This is a genomic window from Candidatus Nitrosotalea bavarica (assembly GCF_900167955.1).
In the GTDB taxonomy this organism is placed as follows: Archaea; Thermoproteota; Nitrososphaeria; order Nitrososphaerales; family Nitrosopumilaceae; genus Nitrosotalea; species Nitrosotalea bavarica.
The window spans coordinates 1-19,527 of sequence record NZ_FUYK01000005.1 but is presented as its reverse complement, the minus strand read 5'-3'; the positions used below and the strand labels follow the sequence as shown (position 1 = coordinate 19,527).

General features: G+C 37.5%; 24 protein-coding genes and 1 pseudogene. 14 read left to right on the top strand and 11 right to left on the bottom strand.

Annotation, left to right across the window (positions count from 1 at the left end):
• Positions 1–27: 27 nt before the first annotated feature.
• Together C0Q33_RS09560 and C0Q33_RS02885 are read left to right on the top strand one after the other, a co-directional pair.
• A complete protein-coding gene (locus tag C0Q33_RS09560; protein WP_281258818.1) occupies positions 28–162 on the top strand; it encodes a hypothetical protein in 135 nt (44 codons plus the stop codon).
• A 57-nt stretch (positions 163–219) separates the two neighbouring features.
• On the top strand, positions 220–453 hold the full coding sequence (locus C0Q33_RS02885) for a CDGSH iron-sulfur domain-containing protein (RefSeq protein ID WP_101477111.1): 234 nt from the start codon (positions 220–222) through the stop codon (positions 451–453).
• A 3-nt stretch (positions 454–456) separates the two neighbouring features.
• Here the strand turns inward: C0Q33_RS02885 and C0Q33_RS02880 are convergent, their stop codons facing one another.
• Complete coding sequence (locus tag C0Q33_RS02880; protein ID WP_101477110.1) at positions 457–828, bottom strand: hypothetical protein; 372 nt, start codon at positions 826–828, stop codon at positions 457–459.
• Positions 829–1,020: 192 nt separating this feature from the next.
• On the opposite strand from C0Q33_RS02880, the gene C0Q33_RS02875 reads away from it, so the two are divergent.
• The 4 genes from C0Q33_RS02875 (at position 1,021) to C0Q33_RS02860 (ending at position 4,488) form a co-directional block, all read left to right on the top strand.
• Positions 1,021–1,956 (top strand): hypothetical protein, encoded by a 936-nt coding sequence (locus tag C0Q33_RS02875; RefSeq protein ID WP_101477109.1) that lies wholly within the window; start codon positions 1,021–1,023, stop codon positions 1,954–1,956.
• 296 nt (positions 1,957–2,252) lie between these two features.
• A complete protein-coding gene (locus C0Q33_RS02870; protein WP_133120990.1) occupies positions 2,253–2,777 on the top strand; it encodes a nitroreductase family protein in 525 nt (174 codons plus the stop codon).
• A gap of 123 nt (positions 2,778–2,900) precedes the next feature.
• Positions 2,901–3,665 (top strand): pentapeptide repeat-containing protein, encoded by a 765-nt coding sequence (locus C0Q33_RS02865; RefSeq protein WP_165776417.1) that lies wholly within the window; start codon positions 2,901–2,903, stop codon positions 3,663–3,665.
• A 1-nt stretch (position 3,666) separates the two neighbouring features.
• Positions 3,667–4,488: a ZIP family metal transporter gene (locus C0Q33_RS02860; protein ID WP_133120989.1), complete on the top strand. Its 822-nt coding sequence runs from the start codon at positions 3,667–3,669 to the stop codon at positions 4,486–4,488.
• Between the two features lie 569 nt (positions 4,489–5,057).
• On the opposite strand, the gene C0Q33_RS02855 is transcribed toward C0Q33_RS02860, so the two are convergent.
• Positions 5,058–5,903: an LbetaH domain-containing protein gene (locus tag C0Q33_RS02855; RefSeq protein ID WP_101477105.1), complete on the bottom strand. Its 846-nt coding sequence runs from the start codon at positions 5,901–5,903 to the stop codon at positions 5,058–5,060.
• 171 nt (positions 5,904–6,074) lie between these two features.
• Positions 6,075–6,590 carry an Lrp/AsnC family transcriptional regulator gene (locus C0Q33_RS02850; RefSeq protein ID WP_101477104.1) on the bottom strand — a complete coding sequence of 172 codons (516 nt, stop codon included), beginning with the start codon at positions 6,588–6,590 and terminating at the stop codon, positions 6,075–6,077.
• Between the two features lie 183 nt (positions 6,591–6,773).
• On the opposite strand from C0Q33_RS02850, the gene kdpA reads away from it, so the two are divergent.
• The 4 genes from kdpA (at position 6,774) to C0Q33_RS02830 (ending at position 11,391) form a co-directional block, all read left to right on the top strand.
• Positions 6,774–8,381: a potassium-transporting ATPase subunit KdpA gene (gene kdpA, locus C0Q33_RS02845; protein WP_101477103.1), complete on the top strand. Its 1,608-nt coding sequence runs from the start codon at positions 6,774–6,776 to the stop codon at positions 8,379–8,381.
• A 12-nt stretch (positions 8,382–8,393) separates the two neighbouring features.
• Positions 8,394–10,511 carry an HAD-IC family P-type ATPase gene (locus tag C0Q33_RS02840; protein WP_101477102.1) on the top strand — a complete coding sequence of 706 codons (2,118 nt, stop codon included), beginning with the start codon at positions 8,394–8,396 and terminating at the stop codon, positions 10,509–10,511.
• 8 nt (positions 10,512–10,519) lie between these two features.
• Positions 10,520–11,002, top strand: coding sequence for a potassium-transporting ATPase subunit C (locus C0Q33_RS02835; RefSeq protein ID WP_101477101.1), 483 nt, complete (start codon positions 10,520–10,522; stop codon positions 11,000–11,002).
• A gap of 110 nt (positions 11,003–11,112) precedes the next feature.
• Entirely contained in the window at positions 11,113–11,391 is a 279-nt protein-coding gene (locus tag C0Q33_RS02830; protein WP_101477100.1) for a hypothetical protein, read from the top strand.
• A gap of 101 nt (positions 11,392–11,492) precedes the next feature.
• On the opposite strand, the gene C0Q33_RS02825 is transcribed toward C0Q33_RS02830, so the two are convergent.
• Positions 11,493–12,128 (bottom strand): hypothetical protein, encoded by a 636-nt coding sequence (locus C0Q33_RS02825; RefSeq protein ID WP_101477099.1) that lies wholly within the window; start codon positions 12,126–12,128, stop codon positions 11,493–11,495.
• A 99-nt stretch (positions 12,129–12,227) separates the two neighbouring features.
• A complete protein-coding gene (locus C0Q33_RS02820) occupies positions 12,228–12,857 on the bottom strand; it encodes a DUF4443 domain-containing protein (RefSeq protein ID WP_245867299.1) in 630 nt (209 codons plus the stop codon).
• Positions 12,858–13,024: 167 nt separating this feature from the next.
• On the opposite strand from C0Q33_RS02820, the gene C0Q33_RS02815 reads away from it, so the two are divergent.
• Both C0Q33_RS02815 and C0Q33_RS02805 read left to right on the top strand, forming a co-directional pair.
• A complete protein-coding gene (locus C0Q33_RS02815) occupies positions 13,025–13,828 on the top strand; it encodes a HoxN/HupN/NixA family nickel/cobalt transporter (protein ID WP_101477097.1) in 804 nt (267 codons plus the stop codon).
• Between the two features lie 547 nt (positions 13,829–14,375).
• Complete coding sequence (locus C0Q33_RS02805) at positions 14,376–15,695, top strand: DUF7482 domain-containing protein (RefSeq protein WP_133120988.1); 1,320 nt, start codon at positions 14,376–14,378, stop codon at positions 15,693–15,695.
• A gap of 77 nt (positions 15,696–15,772) precedes the next feature.
• Here C0Q33_RS02805 and C0Q33_RS02800 read toward each other — a convergent pair whose 3' ends face one another.
• The 3 genes from C0Q33_RS02800 to C0Q33_RS02790 all read right to left on the bottom strand — a co-directional run bounded on the left by C0Q33_RS02800 (position 15,773) and on the right by C0Q33_RS02790 (position 17,167).
• On the bottom strand, positions 15,773–16,315 hold the full coding sequence (locus C0Q33_RS02800) for a response regulator (protein ID WP_101477094.1): 543 nt from the start codon (positions 16,313–16,315) through the stop codon (positions 15,773–15,775).
• Positions 16,312–16,794: an Lrp/AsnC family transcriptional regulator gene (locus tag C0Q33_RS02795; protein ID WP_165776416.1), complete on the bottom strand. Its 483-nt coding sequence runs from the start codon at positions 16,792–16,794 to the stop codon at positions 16,312–16,314. Before C0Q33_RS02795 ends, C0Q33_RS02800 begins: the two co-directional genes overlap by 4 nt.
• A 130-nt stretch (positions 16,795–16,924) precedes the next feature.
• Complete coding sequence (locus C0Q33_RS02790; protein ID WP_101477092.1) at positions 16,925–17,167, bottom strand: Lrp/AsnC ligand binding domain-containing protein; 243 nt, start codon at positions 17,165–17,167, stop codon at positions 16,925–16,927.
• Between the two features lie 146 nt (positions 17,168–17,313).
• Here C0Q33_RS02790 and C0Q33_RS09485 point away from each other — a divergent pair.
• Positions 17,314–17,628: pseudogene (locus tag C0Q33_RS09485) on the top strand (YkgJ family cysteine cluster protein); the annotation flags it as partial.
• A gap of 24 nt (positions 17,629–17,652) precedes the next feature.
• A complete protein-coding gene (locus C0Q33_RS09480; RefSeq protein ID WP_245867298.1) occupies positions 17,653–17,871 on the top strand; it encodes a hypothetical protein in 219 nt (72 codons plus the stop codon).
• Between the two features lie 58 nt (positions 17,872–17,929).
• Here C0Q33_RS09480 and C0Q33_RS02780 read toward each other — a convergent pair whose 3' ends face one another.
• The 3 genes from C0Q33_RS02780 to C0Q33_RS02775 form a co-directional block, all read right to left on the bottom strand.
• Entirely contained in the window at positions 17,930–18,133 is a 204-nt protein-coding gene (locus C0Q33_RS02780; protein WP_101477090.1) for a hypothetical protein, read from the bottom strand.
• 167 nt (positions 18,134–18,300) lie between these two features.
• Positions 18,301–18,438 (bottom strand): hypothetical protein, encoded by a 138-nt coding sequence (locus tag C0Q33_RS09200; protein WP_165776415.1) that lies wholly within the window; start codon positions 18,436–18,438, stop codon positions 18,301–18,303.
• 59 nt (positions 18,439–18,497) lie between these two features.
• The gene (locus C0Q33_RS02775; RefSeq protein WP_101477089.1) at positions 18,498–19,103 is read right to left on the bottom strand and encodes a hypothetical protein; all 606 of its coding nucleotides are present in this window, start codon (positions 19,101–19,103) and stop codon (positions 18,498–18,500) included.
• Positions 19,104–19,527 lie beyond the last annotated feature (424 nt).

Sequence of the window (19,527 nt, the reverse complement as noted above, 5' to 3'; positions counted from 1 at the left end):
CTGACAAAAGAAATTTTTCTATACCACATGACAACAGTACAAGTTCCATATACATGTGGCAAATGTAAAACTCAGTTTAAAGTAACTATGAAACTTGGTGAGCCATTCACATCACGACCTTGTACTAGGTGTGGCGGTACTGCATCAGCTCCTCCTCTCTAATGCAACAAATATTTTCTCTAGAAAAATCATAAATACTGTTAAACATTTGATTATGTCATGACAGGCTGGCAAAATCATCCATTTGAAATTAAAGCAAAAGCTGGCGAGACAATTGCATTTTGCATGTGTGGGAAATCAAAGAACGGTCCATACTGTGATGGCTCACACAAGGGCTCTGGAATTGTACCCACAGTAATCACTTATGATGAAGAGACTATTATTCATGCATGTGGCTGCCAGCAATCAAAAAACAGACCGTTTTGTGATGGTACTCATAAAAATTTAAAATAAAATCTAGTTGTAAACTCTGACAGATATTTTTAGCCTTGCATTTTGTCTTCTTAGATTGTTTTCAAAGATTACGTTTCCATTTCTTATGGTATAGTGTGATTTGTGTATCTCTTCTTCAGGTAAAAACTCGAATGAAAAATCTCTATTTATAATCTCCGACCTTATGTATCTGCTAAGAGGGTTGCCAAGGTCATCAAGATCAACTTGTTTTCTTGCTTGAAATATTGTTCTGGGATAATAGTCTCGACCAAATTTGTCCATTATGTATTTTATAATTTTTTCATCGCTCGACCTGTGATTTAACCACCATGCTGGTGAGACATCCATGAAGAAAATGTACTGGCCCAAGTTCCTCTCTACAACATAAGACGACATGCTAAATTTACGCAGATATTGAAGATAAGTTTTCTAGTGTATTTATCCTAATGGTGATCAAACTTTTGTGCCTTAAACAATTTCCAACAATTTCAATCTGGGAAATGATTTTTCATATGTACTTGGCACAGGAAAAGTAGCGCAAAAAATATCTTGTCAGATTTATCTATTGGATGATTTATCACAAAAGCGTTGTCTGAAGATCTGATAAAATCTGTCGAAGAGCTTACCACAAGTCGTAAGATGTATGGGCTAGGACAACTAGAGTACATTCTAAGTGTACTAAAACAGGGCAGTCCAATTTTCTTAAATGTCAAAGATAAAGGAATTTTGATGGCGGGGGAAATCACTGACAGTTCCACGCGCTCAGAAGGTAGACTTGATCTGCGTAGAATGGACAAGCAGGAGAGAATACTCAAAGTTCTTGAGAGGTTTACAAATGAATTTGAGGCACTTGCTCTTCCATTAAATGTAACCATCAAAGAGTATGTTCTTTTCTTGGTGGTCTGTCTCAAGCTTATTCGCAAGTTAGCAGATGGACCGCAAAAGAGCCTGGTCTTTGCCCAAACACTTGCCAAGATAAACCAAATGTTTGTTAGTCATCCGGTACAATATAGTAAACGTGCAATCAACTACCCTTTGGAACTTCTCTTTCTTGTAACAGAGTTTACAATTGAGGCAAGCAAGAGCCTAGAGTCTTCTTATCTACTTGATGATATTACAAAATCACAGTTTGTTACGCTTATGGCAAAATATTGTACAGATTCGGAATCTCCATTATTAGATTTAGTTAAAGACCTATCTCGTATTCCAAAATTTCGGCTCAACATTACAGTTGGACAAGAACATCAAAAAATTGTAGGAGATATACTGAGACACTGTTTTTCAAAAATGTCCTATGATATCAAGATTGATACTATAAAAAAACTTGTGACCAAGATTGCGTCTGGAGAAAACGATGCTATAGTTTTGGCTCATTACAATACCATAAAGTTGATGCTATCTGGCGATGATGACTTGGTAGGCGAGATCTCAAAGCTTGCAAATCAAGAGATTACCACAACTAAACACAATAGATTTGTTGGCGGAATTTTGACTGAATTATCTATTCCGAGTGAAAAATCATAGTTTGGATTTTTATGCTTTGAGAATTTTCTAACATTTGACGATGTTTGCAGCAGCAGGATGTTTTTGTTTTATTCTTTTTTATCAAACACTGTTGGATTTGAAATAAATTTAAAACGAAAAATTTTTTGCAAGGGGAAAAATTACGTCATGTCAAACTGTTATGGCAAATATGGAATTCCTTATGATGTAAAATTGACGTGCCCGGTGATGATTCTCAAGTTTGATATTTTTCGACGCTATTATAACAAATCGCCTTGATCTATTGGTCGTGGTTTTGACACAAAAGGTGAGATGCCGTGGATGAGAATGCATTCCTTAATTTTCTAAATAAGCGGCGCTCAATTAGGGCGTTCAAGGATAATATGGTTGATGAATCTAAACTATCCAAAATATTGCAAGCGTGCAACTTGGCTCCGTCTTCTGGTGGCTTGCAAACATTTGAAATCTATCACATAAAAAATAAAGAAATAAAAAAAAGCCTAGTGTTAGCTGCTAAAGACCAGGCTCTAATTGCTCAAGCCCCCTTATTGCTTGTTTTTTGTGCTAATCCATCTCGCTCTGTTGAACGATTCGGAGAAAGGTCCCAGTTCTTCTCTGTTCAGGATGCCACTATTGCCGCTGTATATGCCCAACTAACAATTCATGCACTTGGGTTGTCTACTGTATGGATTGGGGCATTTGATGAAAAGAAAGTTTCAGAAATATTACATCTTCCACAAGGTCAGAGGCCAGTAGCTATAATTCCAATTGGTTATGAAAATGAAAAACCAAAGGAAAAGACAACGAGAGGAAGCAAGGATTTACTTCATACCATAGATTAAAATGATGTTAAAATTATTTTTCTAATTTTTTTATTTTAATTCCATGTTATTAGAATTAGAATTTGTTTTCAGAACTTATTTCTTTCAAACATGTTAAATGCCATTGATTATCTTGACCTAATCATGCAAACAAATTCAAAAATCATTTTATTTTTTATCACTGTAACATTGCTTCTATTTCCAATGGGACAAGTAACAAAGGTTTTTGGTGAAGAGCAAGATGAAAATGAATACACGGATAAAAATAATTCTGTAACAGCAAAAACTGTAACACCGCCAATAATAAAACTTTGCAACATGCAAGTGCATCCAAATGCTGACTTGAGCAACTGTTATTGGAACTACCTTCGTATTCATGATGCTCAAATGTCTGGCTCTAATCTGTCAGGCAGTATTTTTATAGATGCAGATTTGTTTAACGTCAACCTTTCAAAAGCAAACCTCCAAAATGTCAACTTGCGTGGTGCCTACCTTTCAAATTCAAACTTGGCAGGTGCAGATCTTCGGGGTGCAGACCTTGAATACGCAGATGTCTATCACACTAATTTCAAGGGTGCGGATCTTAGAGGTGCCACGATTACTGGAACTACCTTTCCAAGTAGCAACTTTCAAGGTGCAAACCTGCAAGGTGTGATATTTACACAAACCCAATTCGAAGTTGCTAATTTTACAAATGCAAATCTCAAGGGTGCTGATCTTTCTACCGCCAGCTTTCTAGACGCTGATTTTACAGGTGCTAATCTACAAGATGCAGACATGGACGATATGGATCTTACCGGAGGCAGTCTTGCACATGCAAACCTTCAAGGTGCAGACATAGACGGATCTGATATTTCTGGTGTTGATCTCTCATGTTATGGAAATCCTGTCTGTCATGGAGGACAATGAATTGGTTAATTTCATACTGACAATAACACTCTGTGCAGTGATGGGTCTTTCCACCTTTTTGTCACTACCACTTGTTCTCCGCAAGAAACTGGGTGATAGAAAAATCAAGTTTTTCAATGCTGTTGCAGTTGGCATTCTTGTCTTTCTAATGGCCGATATCTATTCTGATGTAGCCCCGATGTTAAATGATGGTTCTTTACAAGGATATGGCACATCGGCATTTTTTGATGGAATATTTGGCTCGGCTGTAGCTGGAGGATTTCTTATTTTGTATTTTTTTGAACACAGATCAAAGAATGGGTTGTCGCCTATCAAACTGGCTCTGATAATTGCCATTGCTATGGGGTTCCAGAATTTAACTGAAGGATTAGTCTACGGATCTGCAAGCGTAAAGTATGGACTTGCAGGTGAGACGTTTGTAATACTAGCTGGTTTTACAATTCAGAATTTAACGGAAGGCTTTCCAATAGCTGCACCAATGGCGGGTAAATTGGACAAGAAACTGGGCATATTATCATTGATGTTCCTAGTAGGAGGTCTTCCAACAATACTTGGTGGCGGCATTGGATACGTTTACAATTCAAATGTTCTTGATTTGGCATTTAATGGCATAGCAATAGGTACTATACTATATGTAATACTTCCAATGTTCAGAATACTTTTCAGAGAACCATCTGTTGCCCCATCACAGATTATTGTTGAAGTGCCACGTGACTCAAAAGAAAAACACGGTAATACTCTAGTATCTGTCTTGACTCAACGAGCCATCTATATGGGAATTTTTGTTGGCTTTGCAGTTGGCTGGCTTGTAAACCTGGTGTGAGACGTATCATATTTCATGTGAACTAATTTTTGATACAAATGGTCAGTCCGATGCTGCTAACGGTAAGGTCCACAGGGCAATATGTGATTACCGGGATACATGGGTTCACGCAGTAGCACTAGACATAACCCGTTGAAAGAAAGATCATGATAGAAAATGATGCAAGAAAGGCAAGAGATTACGAATTTCTTAGTATTTCATAAAAATTAGAATCTTAATTAACTTGGTTTCAATACCTGATTTCTATGGATGCTTCTCATGTCAGTCCATCAATTTTAATGGGGATAGTTATAGCGACTATTATTATTGGTATAATGCTTGGTTTCTTTGCCTACCAATCTAATAAAAATAAAAAGAAGAAAAAAACTCGCCATTCATAAATTTCTACCAACCGACGGGTAACAGCGATAACAACTACCGAAGAGGTAACAGTATTCAAAAATAAGTTCTTTATTAGAAAGTGGTACCATATAACACCAAAATAATAACGAGCCTTACAGGACTAAGACCATGTAAAAATGAAAAAGTCACAACTTAACTTTTCTCTTGTGAATAAATTACACAAAAATTTATGGCGAAGGTTGTGTAGCAGCCATACCTTCCTCCTCCATCAATGCTTCTCTGTAATACTTTATTTTTCCAAGGTCGTTGCTGTTATAGGCATCTGCAAGATCCTTGTTGACATGTAGAACACCTTTGTTGATATTTTCATATGCTCCACTTCCTATGCGAGAAGGTAAAGCGTCAGCTTCTGCCTGGGTAAGAATTTGACTTCCTGGCGGAACAAATTTGTTGTCTGGTATCACCACTCCATTTGTTACAAGGCTAAAAACACCAATTGCCACATTACTTCCAACTTTGGCATTAAAGACAAGACTCTTCATGCCAACAAAAGTATTATTCCCAATCCAAGCAGGTCCATGCACCATTGAATCATGTGCAAGACTTACACTACTACCGATAAATACGGCATAACCTTGATCAAATCTAGAATCATTTGCAAGTAGCCTGTCTCCATCCTGAGAGAATCTTCTTCCGTCTATGTTGTTTCCATCCAATGTAGTCTCTAGTGCATGTAATACTACACCTTCTTGAATATTAGAATAATCAGAGATGTAAATTGGAGTACCTTCATCGGCTCTACAAACAGACGTTGGAGCCATGAATACCATCTTTCCAATATGACAATCTCCAATAACAACAGCAAAGGGGCTGATAAAAGAACTATCTTCAATTTGTGGTGATTTTATTTGGGGATTGAAATCCGTCGCTACATTTTGGTGAATATTTGGCCATTGTATGGTGTTTGAAATTGCACTGGATGGAGAAGCCATGGATATACCAACACTTTGACCAATCACAAATGCTGAAATTGCGACTGCTATGAAAATTAAAACTAGAAAATATTTATTCACTACTTATTTATCAATGACTAATAAGTTATAACCATTTTACTTCGAACTCGTTCAAACTGTTTTATCGAGTCTTACATGACTCGCACCTTTTTAGCTGGTTTTCAACTAATTATAATGCCAATCAAAGATATTCATAAAAGTTTCATACTCGACCAGAATTATTATGACGCCTTACTTTTTTTTATGTGAAAACCATCGTTGTCTGAGAAAACGGAGAAGTGAGACATCGTCTTTCTGCTTTACTTTGGATGATATGATGGAACTAGTAAGCTTTGAAGTGATTGGTTCCAACGGCATCAAAACCTCTTCCCTTAAACTCTGTAAATCAGTTTCCAAAATTTTAATAAAATATTCCTGACTTCCTATTGTGGAATATGCTTCTATCACACGTGGTTCTTTACGAATAAATTCGCGTAATTTAACTAAATCTTTTTCTCCAAGACCTGTTTCTGCACCCACATAGGCTGCAATTCCCACGCCAATTCGTGACCATCTTATTTCTATTGTATTTTTTAGAACACCGTGTTCTTTCATTTTGTTTACGCGTTTTGCAATTGTACGTTGATCAACTTTCAATGATTCGGACAGATGTTTGAACTGGACATTTGCATCATCTGACATGTGTTCTAGTATCAGTAGATCTAACTCATCAGGTACAAAGGGTGGTTCTCTAATTATCTGTGACATGTTATTTAATAACGTAATAATGGATTAATAATGTTATTGAATTACGGAAATCTCTATATTCATGTATCTTGGTGAATAGCTGATTTCAGATGGATACAAATGTAGAACTGCAAGTGTTGTCAAAAACACGTCCAATATGGAATCAGTATCTACATTGTAAAGAAAGAACCTAGGTGACCTTATGTGGACATTGTAATACTTCTAGTTGTACTGGTAGGTTCTCTTGGATTGGCTGTAGTTTTTGGCCGATACATTGCAAGAATGATTATTTATGAAAAAAGACCGTTAGAAAAAACATTGGGCAGAGTAGAGAACGGTTTCTACAAGATAATTGGTGTAGACAAGTATGAACAGATGACATGGAAACAATATACTCTGGCACTAATAGTGACTAATGCCATAGCAGCTGGTTTTCTGTTAGCAGTACTCATATATCAGAACAATCTACCACTCTCGCCAAAGCCTGGGTTATCACTTGATCTTGCATTTAATACCGCTGCATCGTTTGTTACAAACACTAACCTTCAACACTATGCTGGCGATCAACAACTATCGATTTTTTCACAGATGGTTGGATTAACCTTTCTAATGTTTGTAGCACCTGCATCTGGAATGGCTGCAGCATTTGCATTTATCCGAGGTTTTATCAGAAAAGAATTCGGATTAGGAAACTTTTATGTTGATTTTACTAGAATAATTTTAACACTTTTACTGCCAATTGCATTTTTCTCTGCCTTGTTATTACTTTTCCTTGGGGCTCCCCAGACGTTGGATCCAACAATCACCGTAGGCACACTCCAAGGTGGAAATCAAACAATTACAATTGGGCCAGTTGCATCACTTGAGTCGATAAAGGATCTTGGAAGTAATGGAGGCGGGTTTTTCGGTGCAAACTCTGCTCATCCGTTTGAAAATCCGACTGGTGTCTCAAATGTCTTTGAGTGTATCCTTATGCTTGTAATACCATTGTCATTTCCCGTAGCATATGGTCATCTATTGGGAAAAGGAAGGGGAATTTCCATACTTGCTGCCATGCTGATTGGATTTGGTGTGATGCTTGCTCTTGGATTCTCAGAACAGAGCGGCCCGACAGGTCTTGAGACACGATTTGGGAGTTTTGGAAGTGCGCTCTTCCAGGAATCGTCAATAGCAACAAACACTGGTTCTGCAAATGCATCTCTTACGGGAATGTCGCCAAATGCAGTAATTGGACTCTTTCTTGGCATGTTTGTACAAGCTATCCCTGGAGCAGACGGTGCAGGAATGATGATGATGATCATCTTTGTAATACTTACGCTCTTTTTGGTTGGACTAATGGTAGGAAAGACTCCAGAATTTATGAGCATGAAGATAAGCCCCAGAGATGTCAAACTTGCCGCATTTGTATTTCTGATTCACCCTGCATTGATATTGGTTCCATCAGTATTGGCGTATACTACTGAGAGTGCACAAAGTATTCTAGGAGAACAAACAACTCCTGCAACATTTACACAAGTTTTGTACGAGTATAGTTCAGCTGCTGCAAACAATGGATCAGATTATCTTGGCACATCTGCAAACACACCATTTTGGAATTGGTCTACAATGGCGGTCATGTTACTTGGACGCTATGCCCCATTTGTATTGATGTTGGCAATTGCAGGATCGTTTACCCTAAGGGATAGAAAAGAAGTTGTCGAACCAATAAAAACTTCAGGCTTTCTCTTTGTTGGGGTATTATCTATAATGGTATTCGTTTTAACAGTACTTACCTTCTTTCCGTTCTTGATAATGGGACCGTTTTCAATGTAGTGTGATGGAATAATGGCGACAAAATTAAAACAAGCAATATTTGACAAAAGGATGCTCGGGGACTCTGTAACAAAGCTTAGTCCACTTTATCTTGCCAAAAAAAGTCCTGTAATGTTTACTGTTGAAGTTGGATTCTTTTTGCTACTTGCAATAGGTTTGTTGCCAAACATGTCATTAGAATTTGTAAATGAAAACCGTATATTCTATATTGAATCTGCCATAATTCTAATTGTTACAGTTTGGTTTGCAACATTCTCTGAATCTTTATCAGAGTCCCAAGCAAGAGCAAAGGTTGATTCTCTTAGAAATTTGGAGAAGGAAGTTTTGGCCAAAAAACTAGTAGACGGCAAAGAGGTTCTGGTAAATTCCGCCAATCTCAAGGTGGGAGACAGAGTTAGAGTTTATGCAGGAGAGATAATTCCAAGGGACGGTATCGTACATCAAGGAAGAGCGTTCATAGATGAATCTATGATGACTGGAGAGTCAAACCCTGCCTTCAAAGAAAAGGACAATCCAGTGCTAGGAGGAACCAAGGTGGCAAACGACAGTATCATAATTGAGATAACCTCGGAAGCTGGTAAGAGCTTCCTTGATGAGATGGTAGGATTAATTGAAAGTGCAAAAAGGCCAAAGACCAAAAATGAAATTGCTCTTACCATACTGCTTGCAGGGTTATCACTAATTTTCATAATCGTAGTTGGAACTATGCTGTTCTTTGGATACTATCTTGGATATCACATGGATATTTCGATACTTGTTGCATTACTAGTGGCTTTGATGCCCACCACCATTGGAGCATTATTGCCTGCCATAGGAGTTGCTGGAATTAACAGACTGGCAAGAGACAACATCATAGTAAAATCTGGAAAGGGAGTAGAGGCAGCAGGTGATTGTGATATACTCATCTTGGATAAAACTGGAACTATCACTGAAGGTGCAAGACGTGCAATTGCATTTGTTCCGATGGAAAAATTTACAGACGAAGATATTGCACAAGCTGCTTATGCCGCATCTTTTAGTGATCACACGCATGAAGGAACATCAATCATTGAACTTGCAAATGAGAAGAAAATCGAACCGCCATTTATGATGGAGATTATGACAGGAAAGCCTGTCGAGTTTAGTTCAGAAACACGTTTTAGTGGCATAGAATTTTCACCAAAGAAAAAATTATCCACTACACAGGATCAAACTCTAAAATCAACATTACCACGTACTAGGGTTTCTGCCAAGGTGGAAGAACTAGAAGAATCCAATACGCCAGTGAAGATCCTAAAAGGATCAGTTGAGGCAATTCTAAAGATTGCCACAAATGTAAACGAGCCAGAATTACGTTGGAAGGCTCAAGAGGTGTCAAAGAGTGGTGGAACACCGCTTGCAGTTGCAGTAAATGACGAGATAATTGGATTGATCTCGCTTAAGGATACTCTCAAAAAGGACATTCGAACAAAGTTGGATGAAGTCCATGTCGCTGGCATAACAACTGTTATGATCACAGGTGACAATCTACTTACTGCACAGGTAATTGCAAGAGAGGCAAATATTGATCAAATTATTGCAGAGGCCAAACCAACTGACAAGCTAAACAGAGTAGTGGAAGAACAGCTAAAGGGACACGTTGTAGGCATGATTGGTGATGGAACCAACGATGCACCTGCACTTGCCAAAGCTGATATCGGACTTGCAATGAACAGAGGTACTGCAGCTGCACGGGAGGCTGCAAACATGGTGGACCTGGATTCTGACCCTTCAAAGATTCTCAAAGTTATAAAGCTTGGAAAGCAGTTGCTTATGACACGTGGTGCAATCACCACATTTTCCATTGCAAACGATGTTGCAAAATACTTTGCAATCCTTCCTGCAATGTTTATGAAGGATAATCCAAAAATGGAAGTGCTTAATGTAATGCAACTTCACAGTCCTGAAAGTGCAGTACTGTCAACGTTGATCTTTAATGCAATAGTAATTCCAATGTTAATACCGTTATCGCTCAAGGGTGTAAAATACAAGCCAGAACTTCCAGAGAGGACATTCATCAAGAACATGATGATGTATGGAGTCGGAGGAGTGGTACTTCCATTTGCAGGAATAAAAGCAATTGACCTTCTACTGTCGGTCTTTATGAGATGATATAGAAGATGAGAACAATAAAGAGCAAAGTATTTTCGCCCGCCATTAGAATAGTCGTGCTTATGATTATCACTACGGGGGTTGCCTATCCGTTGTTGATTACAGCAATAGGTCAGACTACTCTTCCATACCAGTCAAATGGAAGTCAGGTTGTACTAAACGGTAAAGTAGTTGGCTCAGAACTTATCGCACAAAATTTCAACTCTACAAAATTCTTTCAACCAAGAAATTCAACTGATTCAGGATCAGGTGTAGATCCAGACATTACTCCTAACATGGCTATTTCTCAAATACCTGTTATAAGTAATGCAACTGGAATTCCGGTAAATGCTTTGAAAACACTAGTTGAACTTGATATTGCAAAAAATAAGGAAACAAATGCTCTAGTCTTTGCACCAGATTACATCAATGTATTGAATCTAAACGTAGAACTGGTAAAGCAATATCCAGAAGTGTATGCACAAGAAGTTTTAGTAAAGGGAGGAACGTGACATGCATGAAATATTGATAACATTTGTAATATCTCTTGCAATATCTGGAGGGGTATTGATGTATTCCTTGTTAAGAGCTGAAAAATGATCAAAGTTCAGGTAATCTCAATATGGCAACAGTAGAGCTTTACGAAAAAGCCATCAAAGGACAATGGTATGATCCACGCAATAAGAGGACTGTAGAAGTTTTTACAATTACATATGAAATGACACAAAAACCTAGTCGAGAAAAGATTCTGATAATGGAAATTTTAACAGATTTTCCAGATGCTGGAAGTTTTGATTATATTGATGATGAAAAATTAGCATATGAGAAAGGCATGCCTGTTTATCCTGAAATACATGTAGGCAGTGTAAACAAAAGAGAGATCCTGAATAAAAATATCTAAAAAAAGTTGGAAATAAAAAAGTGTGGAAAGGAGTTTGTAGAGATTCTTACATGACTTGAAACCTACAAAACAAACTCACGCAGAAAGTCTAATTTTTTATTTCATGGCATTTTGTACCAGCCTCTTTGTGTCAGTTTGATGGCACCATTATGTGTCACGCAAGCAGGGGTACCATCTTCTGCTTTGATAACTATCTCAAGACCCTTCTGACATTTTACATTCTTTGCAGAAACTCCTGACCTGAATTGTTTTAGGGGATCGGGTATGTTGTATGATGCCATACTGGGCAGAGTCATACTGGTAGAGTGGTTTGTAAATGGACATATGTTAAATGAAAAATTTGCTTGCAGGTCTGACAGAACTTTTTTTTGTTCATCTGAAAATTGCGGAATTTGATTTCCGTTGTTATCATATGTGCAAAGTTTTGACAAGTCCAAATTACATTCATTGCACTGGTAATGATTTAGAATCAGAACGTATAGTGATTTATCAGTATTTGCCAAGTACGAAATGACGTCTGGTGTAATACTTTTTGCCTGTGATAAAATGGTGGGTACTCCATCTGTTTTGCAGGAATTTGAGCCATACATTAGGTGTCCATTAAGTACATATGCACAGACCGCATCTGAATCATTTGTAAAAACAGAACTTGGGTTACTGTATGTTTGAGCAAACACTGCTGAATTGTACAACATCAACAAAAGAACAAGAGGAATTGTATTCTGTAAATAACTCAATGATATTATGTTAAACATGTGATGTGAAAAGCATTGTGTAAAAATTATTATTAAAATAATCTCATAATGGTATTGCGTCTAACCCATTCTAATCTAGAGTCAAAAATGTTTCTCATGCTCTGAAATAATTTGTAACGCAGTACTTTTGGCAGACATTTCTGCAGTTTTTCTATCATCTGCACTGGTTATTATGATGCAATCCTCATCTTCTGGTCTCAAATGTGCCATGATAAGATCGTATATTTTTGGTTCTTTTCTTAGAGCATCTTGGCTCTTGTTTGGCATTGTCAACCTGCCCTCTCTGAATATTAGGGTAGTTGCACCTATGGCTCCATTCTTGATTGCAATATCCCTCTGTTCAATTCCTGCTCTTACAGTATACGCAAAACCCCTGATGAGTACTGCATGATTGAATCTGCCTAATACGATGGAGCATTTTGGAATATCTGTCTCTGCAGGTATGACAGAACATAGTTTCATGTATACAGTTCTTCCTTTACCTGTTAACCACATTCCGGCATTGGAGTTTTCTATCAGACCGTTCATCTTTAGGTGTTTTACCAATGTCTTGATGGAACCTTCACCAAGTCCCATCTCTTGAACAAGTTTGCTTCGGCTTGCCTTTCCTATCTCCATCATCTGCATGGTTTTAAAGACATGAGCCAGGTCAAAGCTTAGAATCCTGCTTGGGGCATATCTGTCTGTAACTCTGGATAATAGTCGAATCACTTGATGCATCTTATTATGTGATTAGAAAAGTTTGGATTGTATTTATATCGATCTTAAATTGATTTTGAGTTGGATAAACCGTCCAAGTATTTAAATAATTACGCCAAGCAAGTTTGCTGAATGCCATCAACGCTCTGTCAAGATATTTTTGAGGAGAAAGTTATAATTTGACAGATTATCTCTCGTGGGCATTTGCAATAACTATTGTTACTTTGATTGGATTGGGAATACGTCATGCACTTGATGTAGATCATATAACAGCCATTGATAATTTAGTCAGATTCCATAATGCAGATAAAAAATCAAGATGGGTAGGCACTGGATTTAGCGCAGGGCATATGCTGTCAGTTCTGGGAGAAATGATTCTGATTGTATTTGTTGCTGCAAGTGTAATTGATAAAAGCGGCGTGTTTTCTATGTGGTCAGGAATAATGGGTGCTGCGGCGCTAGGATTCATTGGAGCAATTAATATCTACGCGATGAAAAAGTTTGGAAAATCCGCTCCTGCTATTCTGATAGGTAAAATTCTTCCAAGGACAAAAGGTGTGGGCACTTTTGGCTCGTCTTTTATCATTGGCATAATCTTCGGTCTTGGATTTGATACTGCAACGCAAATTTCTGCTCTTGCTATCTCTGCAGCCAGTACAGTTGTACTAGGAATAGAATCTGCACTTGTAATGATAGCCATATTTGGAGTTGGTATGATAGCTATGGATTCACTAGACAGTGTATTGTTCAGGTCTGCATTTTCAAGAACATTGGGTACTAGAGGATTTCGATACCTGTCATATCTGCTAAGCGCAGTTGCGTTTGTTATAGCAATTTCATCATTATATGAAAACCTGACTCACTCTGATGTGATACCTGAACTTTCTGGTCCTGTCTTGTGTGTTAGTGTCCTAGTTTGTGCATTTACCTATGCATATGCCAAAGGAAGGAAAAAACCCCCTACTATCTTGAAGCCCCAATAAATAAAAAATTAAAAAAACGTATCGAATATACTGGAACTAATCTGGCATAAACCTTGGATTTAGCTAAATCTGTTCTAGCAAAATGCACGTGGCTCAATCCTTTGATCTCAGATTATAATTCAAGTCTTACGGATTTTCTAGAAAAATTGTGTAAGATAACCTTAAGAGAAAGTATGGCCAACTGAGGTTTAAGAAATGAAGTATGTATCACAGTGGTACAGACAGGTTATGGGTTTATCCCCTAGAAAGAAAAAGATTTTGTTGATTTGCTTATGGTGTATTGCACCTATTGAGATGGGGATTATCACAGGTGTATTTTATCTGGGAAAGCGATTACATCAGAAAAGTGTTGAATTTCCTGTTCAAATTCGTTAGTGAGAGTCTTACAGGACTCAAATCTTCAGTGGGTTTTCAACTGAATTTATTTTGTAGACTACATTCTACTTGGATATTTTTGTCCATAATGATGGTTTGAAGATTTTTGTTCATATGATTTGGAAGAGATTTGGAACAAGTCTTAACTAGAAAATTTGAATCTATGCCTGTAATGACATACAAAACTCGTAGCTTGGCAGTTCTTTTGATTCTGCCGTTGCTTTCCATGTCTGCAATAACTGGCTTTGTTCCGTCTGTAAATGCACTAACTCAGAGAGACTTGAGCATGCTGAACGACCAACCTCTTACTGCAACATTTGGAAATACTCCGGTATGTGGAGATCACATATGCAATCGTGGAGAATACACCATGATGCAAATAGAACTTGGCCAAGCACAGAAAGGAAAGACACCTACAATGACAATGCCTGAACAAATGATGGCACAAAACTCATCCATGTCAAATACAATGACAAATTCAATGTCAAACTCAATGACAATGCAACAAGACCAGGGCATGACTCTAAAGCTATCAAACGCAAATCTCCCAATTGTTATTCCATTGGTCAAGGGATTGTTTGAAGGACAAGATGTATTCTATGTAACAACTGAGGCGTCTGATTCGACAATAGCAAGTGCACTAGCTAACTTCACAAACTTTCCTGTAACATTTGCACCTGCATTAGAAAAGGCACCAGCTACCTCGCTTGCAAATATCTATGCATTCAAAAATGGAATCAGGGGAGGAGGCGTGCTAGGATTTCAACCAAATGTTGTTGATTCAATTCCAGGACAGACAAATTACAGTCCGTTATGGAAAGTAAATTTGGTACAATGGAATGACCCAACAAACGCAACAGTTCTTGGCTCTGAAAATGACATCATGAACGCATTTAATGCAGGAAAAATAACAATCATGCCAACAACAATAGTTGTCAATTGTCCAATTGTACAGTGGGGTGGAAGCTTGGATGGAACTATTCCAGCAGGTCACATGAAATTGCGCGACAGTATAAGCGAGTCTGGCTCTTACGGAAGTGCCCAAGTGTTAAACATAGACACTGACAAGATGCAAGTAACTTTTGTTGCTCATAGGGGATTTGCTCCTGACGGTTCAACGATTTACTATATCGCAACTGATGCATCACAAAAGGGTCCAGCAGACGCACTTGGAATTGTATTTGCAAACAAGACTCAAAATACGATTTCTACAAGTTCAGCGGCTGATCTATACCAATTTTCTAACGGTATAGTTGGCAGCGGACCTCTTGGATTTCAATCAGGAGTAGCAAGTGCAAAAGAGGGAGACCAGTACTATTCCCCAATGTGGAGAATACAGGTAGTTACATGGAAAGACCCAACGATGGCAACCGTGCTTGAGAACACTCACGACCTGACTAGCAAAAGTGACATGACCGATACAATGGTGGCAGGCTTTGTTGTCAACTGTCCATTCTTTAGCGTAGATACGGTATACTCTCACAGCAAGTAAGAGTACACACCCATTCTTTTTTATTTATTATAATCAGTTTTTAGGTATTCCAGGCAAAATCTGGTATCTAAATTGATTTAGACTAGTTTCTCTTTTTCATCAAAATATTGTGCCTTGCGAATTGTATCCATGTCTGATTCATGTAGACGATTCCCAAGTATCATATTTAGCTTTTCTAGACGGGCCTTTTTAGCTGCAATGTCTTGCACCAACTCTTGTTTTAGTTTGATAATTAGTTCGTTTGTCTGGCGCATTACTTCATTAATGTCATAAGGCTTGTAAATTATGGAAGATGCGTCAAGTTCAATCAATCTTTTCTGAGTGTCTTCTGACAAGTCTCCCGTCATCAATATTACAATGGCATCTGGTTCAATCTTTCTTATCTTTTCTAATGTAAAAAACCCGTCATGGTCTTTCATTGTTACATCCAGAAATACAATGGTTGGTCTGAGTTTTATGAACAGCTTGACTGCCTCCATCCCATCGTATCCTTTTCCAATAACATTGATGCCCTTTATCTCCAAAAGTTCACAAAGAAAAGAGACAGTATCAATGTCATCATCAACTACTATAGCAGTAATTCCACTGTCAGTGTTTTCATAGGATCCTGGAATTTTCATATCATTACCGACTGCATGTTAAACTTGTTAATTGACTGAAATTTCAAATTGTCAACTCTATAATCCTCAATATGTTCACAAAACTTTTCAATAATTTGGCGTTCGCATTTTTTGCCCAATTCATCTTTAGCAGTCAATATTAGTAGATTCCAGTTTCCGGTGACTGAAGCGGTCAGTAAACAGTTTGGCAGTTCCCTGACAAAATTGCAGATCTCATCAGACAAGACATCTGACGGTTTATTTGTCTTAAATTTCAAATACAGCGCCTCAAAATCCTCAACTAGTAGTTTATGAAGTATGGCCTCGTATCCTGTTATTATCTTCCTTTTCTCAAGTCGTTCTATTCTATATGCAACCGCTCGATCTTGAATGTCATGACCTTCACTTCTAAGCTTTTTTGCAATCTGACGTGCTGGAGTTCTCGCGTTTTCCATAAGTAGTTCTATAATTCTACGGTCTATGACATCTATTGCGGTCATGAATGAATTTGACATTACTTTGTATTTTGGAACAAAACACACTTGAATTTGTGGAGCGCCAAATTGAACAAGCTATGTTTGGCAACTTTTTGCTATTGTTTAGAATATGGTAATTGTACTAAAAAATATTTTACTTTGATTCTTGGGTTGTAGCCTTTAGGGTCATTGTGCTTACCACTTGCGATAATGTTCGTATCTTTTGAGATACGGTCTGGTCAAATTCTTGGGAATTCTTTGCCTGTACTTCTGCTACTACATCATAGGCTCCAAACGTAACATTTGCGTTTTTTACCTGTGGTATGAGTTTGAGCTCTTCAATTATGTAGTCTTCTGCTCCGAGTTCGCAGTTGATTAAAACAAATCCCTTTTCCACGATTTTTCTAGTCTGTTTTACGTTACTTAACTTTTGTCAATTATTATAAAAAAAAGCATATTTTATTTTACCATATAGTGATTTGTGTCCCAATTAAAAATCGAACAAGACATACGCATAAAGCATGCAAGATGATAAAGTAAAACCTGACTAATTCTGGAGATGTTGCAGATTATCCTTGTATTTCTTGCCATACTAATTGCTGCAAAGAATACACGATATTTGTAAACGCACATGATGTTTACAGGCTTGTAAAAGGACTCGGGGTAAAACCTGAGACTTTTCTTGATATCTATGGCGCAAAGGACTTTGATCTTGGCATAAAGGTAAAAGAAGGACTAGTTGATCTTGCATTAAAACAAAAAAGTAATGCATGCACGTTTCTTGTAGAATCTGGGGAGTTCTTTCGTTGTACCGTAAACGATTTCAAACCCGGTGTGTGTAAATCTTACCCGTTTCAAGTTAGAGATGGTAAATTAACCCAGATGGATAGCAAGCTATGCCCAGTTGATTGGGATACAAGAGAATTTGAAAAAATGATGGTATTACATCTAAAAAAAGATGAAGACGAATGGAAGTTTTATCATGATCTAGTTTTGGAATGGAATGCAAAACATTGGCTAAAAAAACCATTATCAGAATTTCTAAGATTTATCTTGGATAAAGTGGACTCTTCGTTAACTCCTTTCCAAGGTACTTTGTAAACTAAACTGGACAAAATGACAAAACTGTGATTAGACAAGTAAAAACAAACGAGTGAATTTAGTCACATAATTGCAATTTAGTCTGCTCTATCTTCCAATAGTTTCTTCGCTCTATGATTATTTGTTTTTCATTTTCCAGTGTAGTTTTTTGCTGAGGGGTTAGAGCAGATTCATGAAGTTGAGCAATTATTTGTTCAATTCGCTCGTTGAAAAATTCTACTGACTCGTTTACAAATTCTGCATCAGAGACATTCTTCTTCATTTCATACTATACGTCATCAAACTATATAGGTTAAGTCGTATCGGCAAATTCAGATGGGCCGTATAGTGATTACCGGATGAATTTCTAAATGCTAGAGGTGCTGTATAGTCTGCGGTTGATCTTCTACGTGTAAATTCTCGGTTGATTATGGGTTAATTTTTTGTTAGTCACTTTAGTTTGATGACTCCTTGTTGTACTAGGAAGCTGATTGCATTGATCAATTCATTATCAGATATTTGTCCTTGTCCATGATAATTGAAAATACCTTTCACCCAAACAGGAATTGTTGATGATATTGCTGACAATGTAGGTACCAAAGTTATAGCTGGTTGCGTTACTTGAGGAGCTACTTGTACATTGGGTTTTATTGCTGTAGTTGTAGTATTGGAAACTTGTTGTGAGGTAGTAGGTCGATATACTGCTGGTGGTTGATCCTGTACTCCTCCACCTTCAGGACCCTCACAGATATGTGATTCCATTGTAGGTAGTCCGCAGATATTATTTTCATTGTAGTCATATCTACTTCTATAGTTGCGCTCCAATCAATCTTACATGGAAAAGGTGCACTATTAGAAGGCGCTTTTAGATCGACAAATGCATACTCCCATTGAAAAGCAGATGTTCCAGCCTTGTTGTTTCCAAGAAATGACATGCCAACATATTGCCAATCATGTGACCAATTTTGTAATTCTGGAATAGACAGTGCGGTGTTAATTACTCCTTGATTATCAGACGGTGTTGGTGGTGTAGTGGGTTGTCTTACTGGTGTGAGTACTTGTGTAGTAGTATTAGATATATTCGGATTATCCTGAGGTCCTCCTAAAACAATGGTTGGATCAGTAACATTCCCATTTGTGGATGCAATATTACTATGTGGAGTAGTACCAGTAGTATTAGATTGAGCACTTGCAAAAGTCATTGTACTCAGAAAGAGAGTTACTGCCAAGAGTGTAAAAAGTAAAGTTTTCATATTTTACATGTACTGGACATATGTAGTTTAAAAACTGGTGTAGGTTTATTATATGACATTTGATGAAGCAGTGAAATTATTCGTGTAGGTCTCGAAAGTAAACATAGAGAAGATCCGTAGTCAGGTCTCATGAATTACCCAGCACCTGAGAAAACATCATCAAAACTCCTCCACCGACTTTTTACAGGAGAATTATCAACCGTCAATTTGATAGCACCATGCTAGATCATCTTTTTATTTTATGAAGTTGTATAGATCTCAGGTAGCAACCAATGGGATGATACACTGACGCGCCTATGCCGGATCGGTGGATGAGTGGTCTGAGGATTACTCTGTAATTCTCATGTATTGCTACCTGTTTTAATTTGAATAATTTGAATAATTTGAATAATTTGAATAATTTGAATAATTTGAATAATTTGAA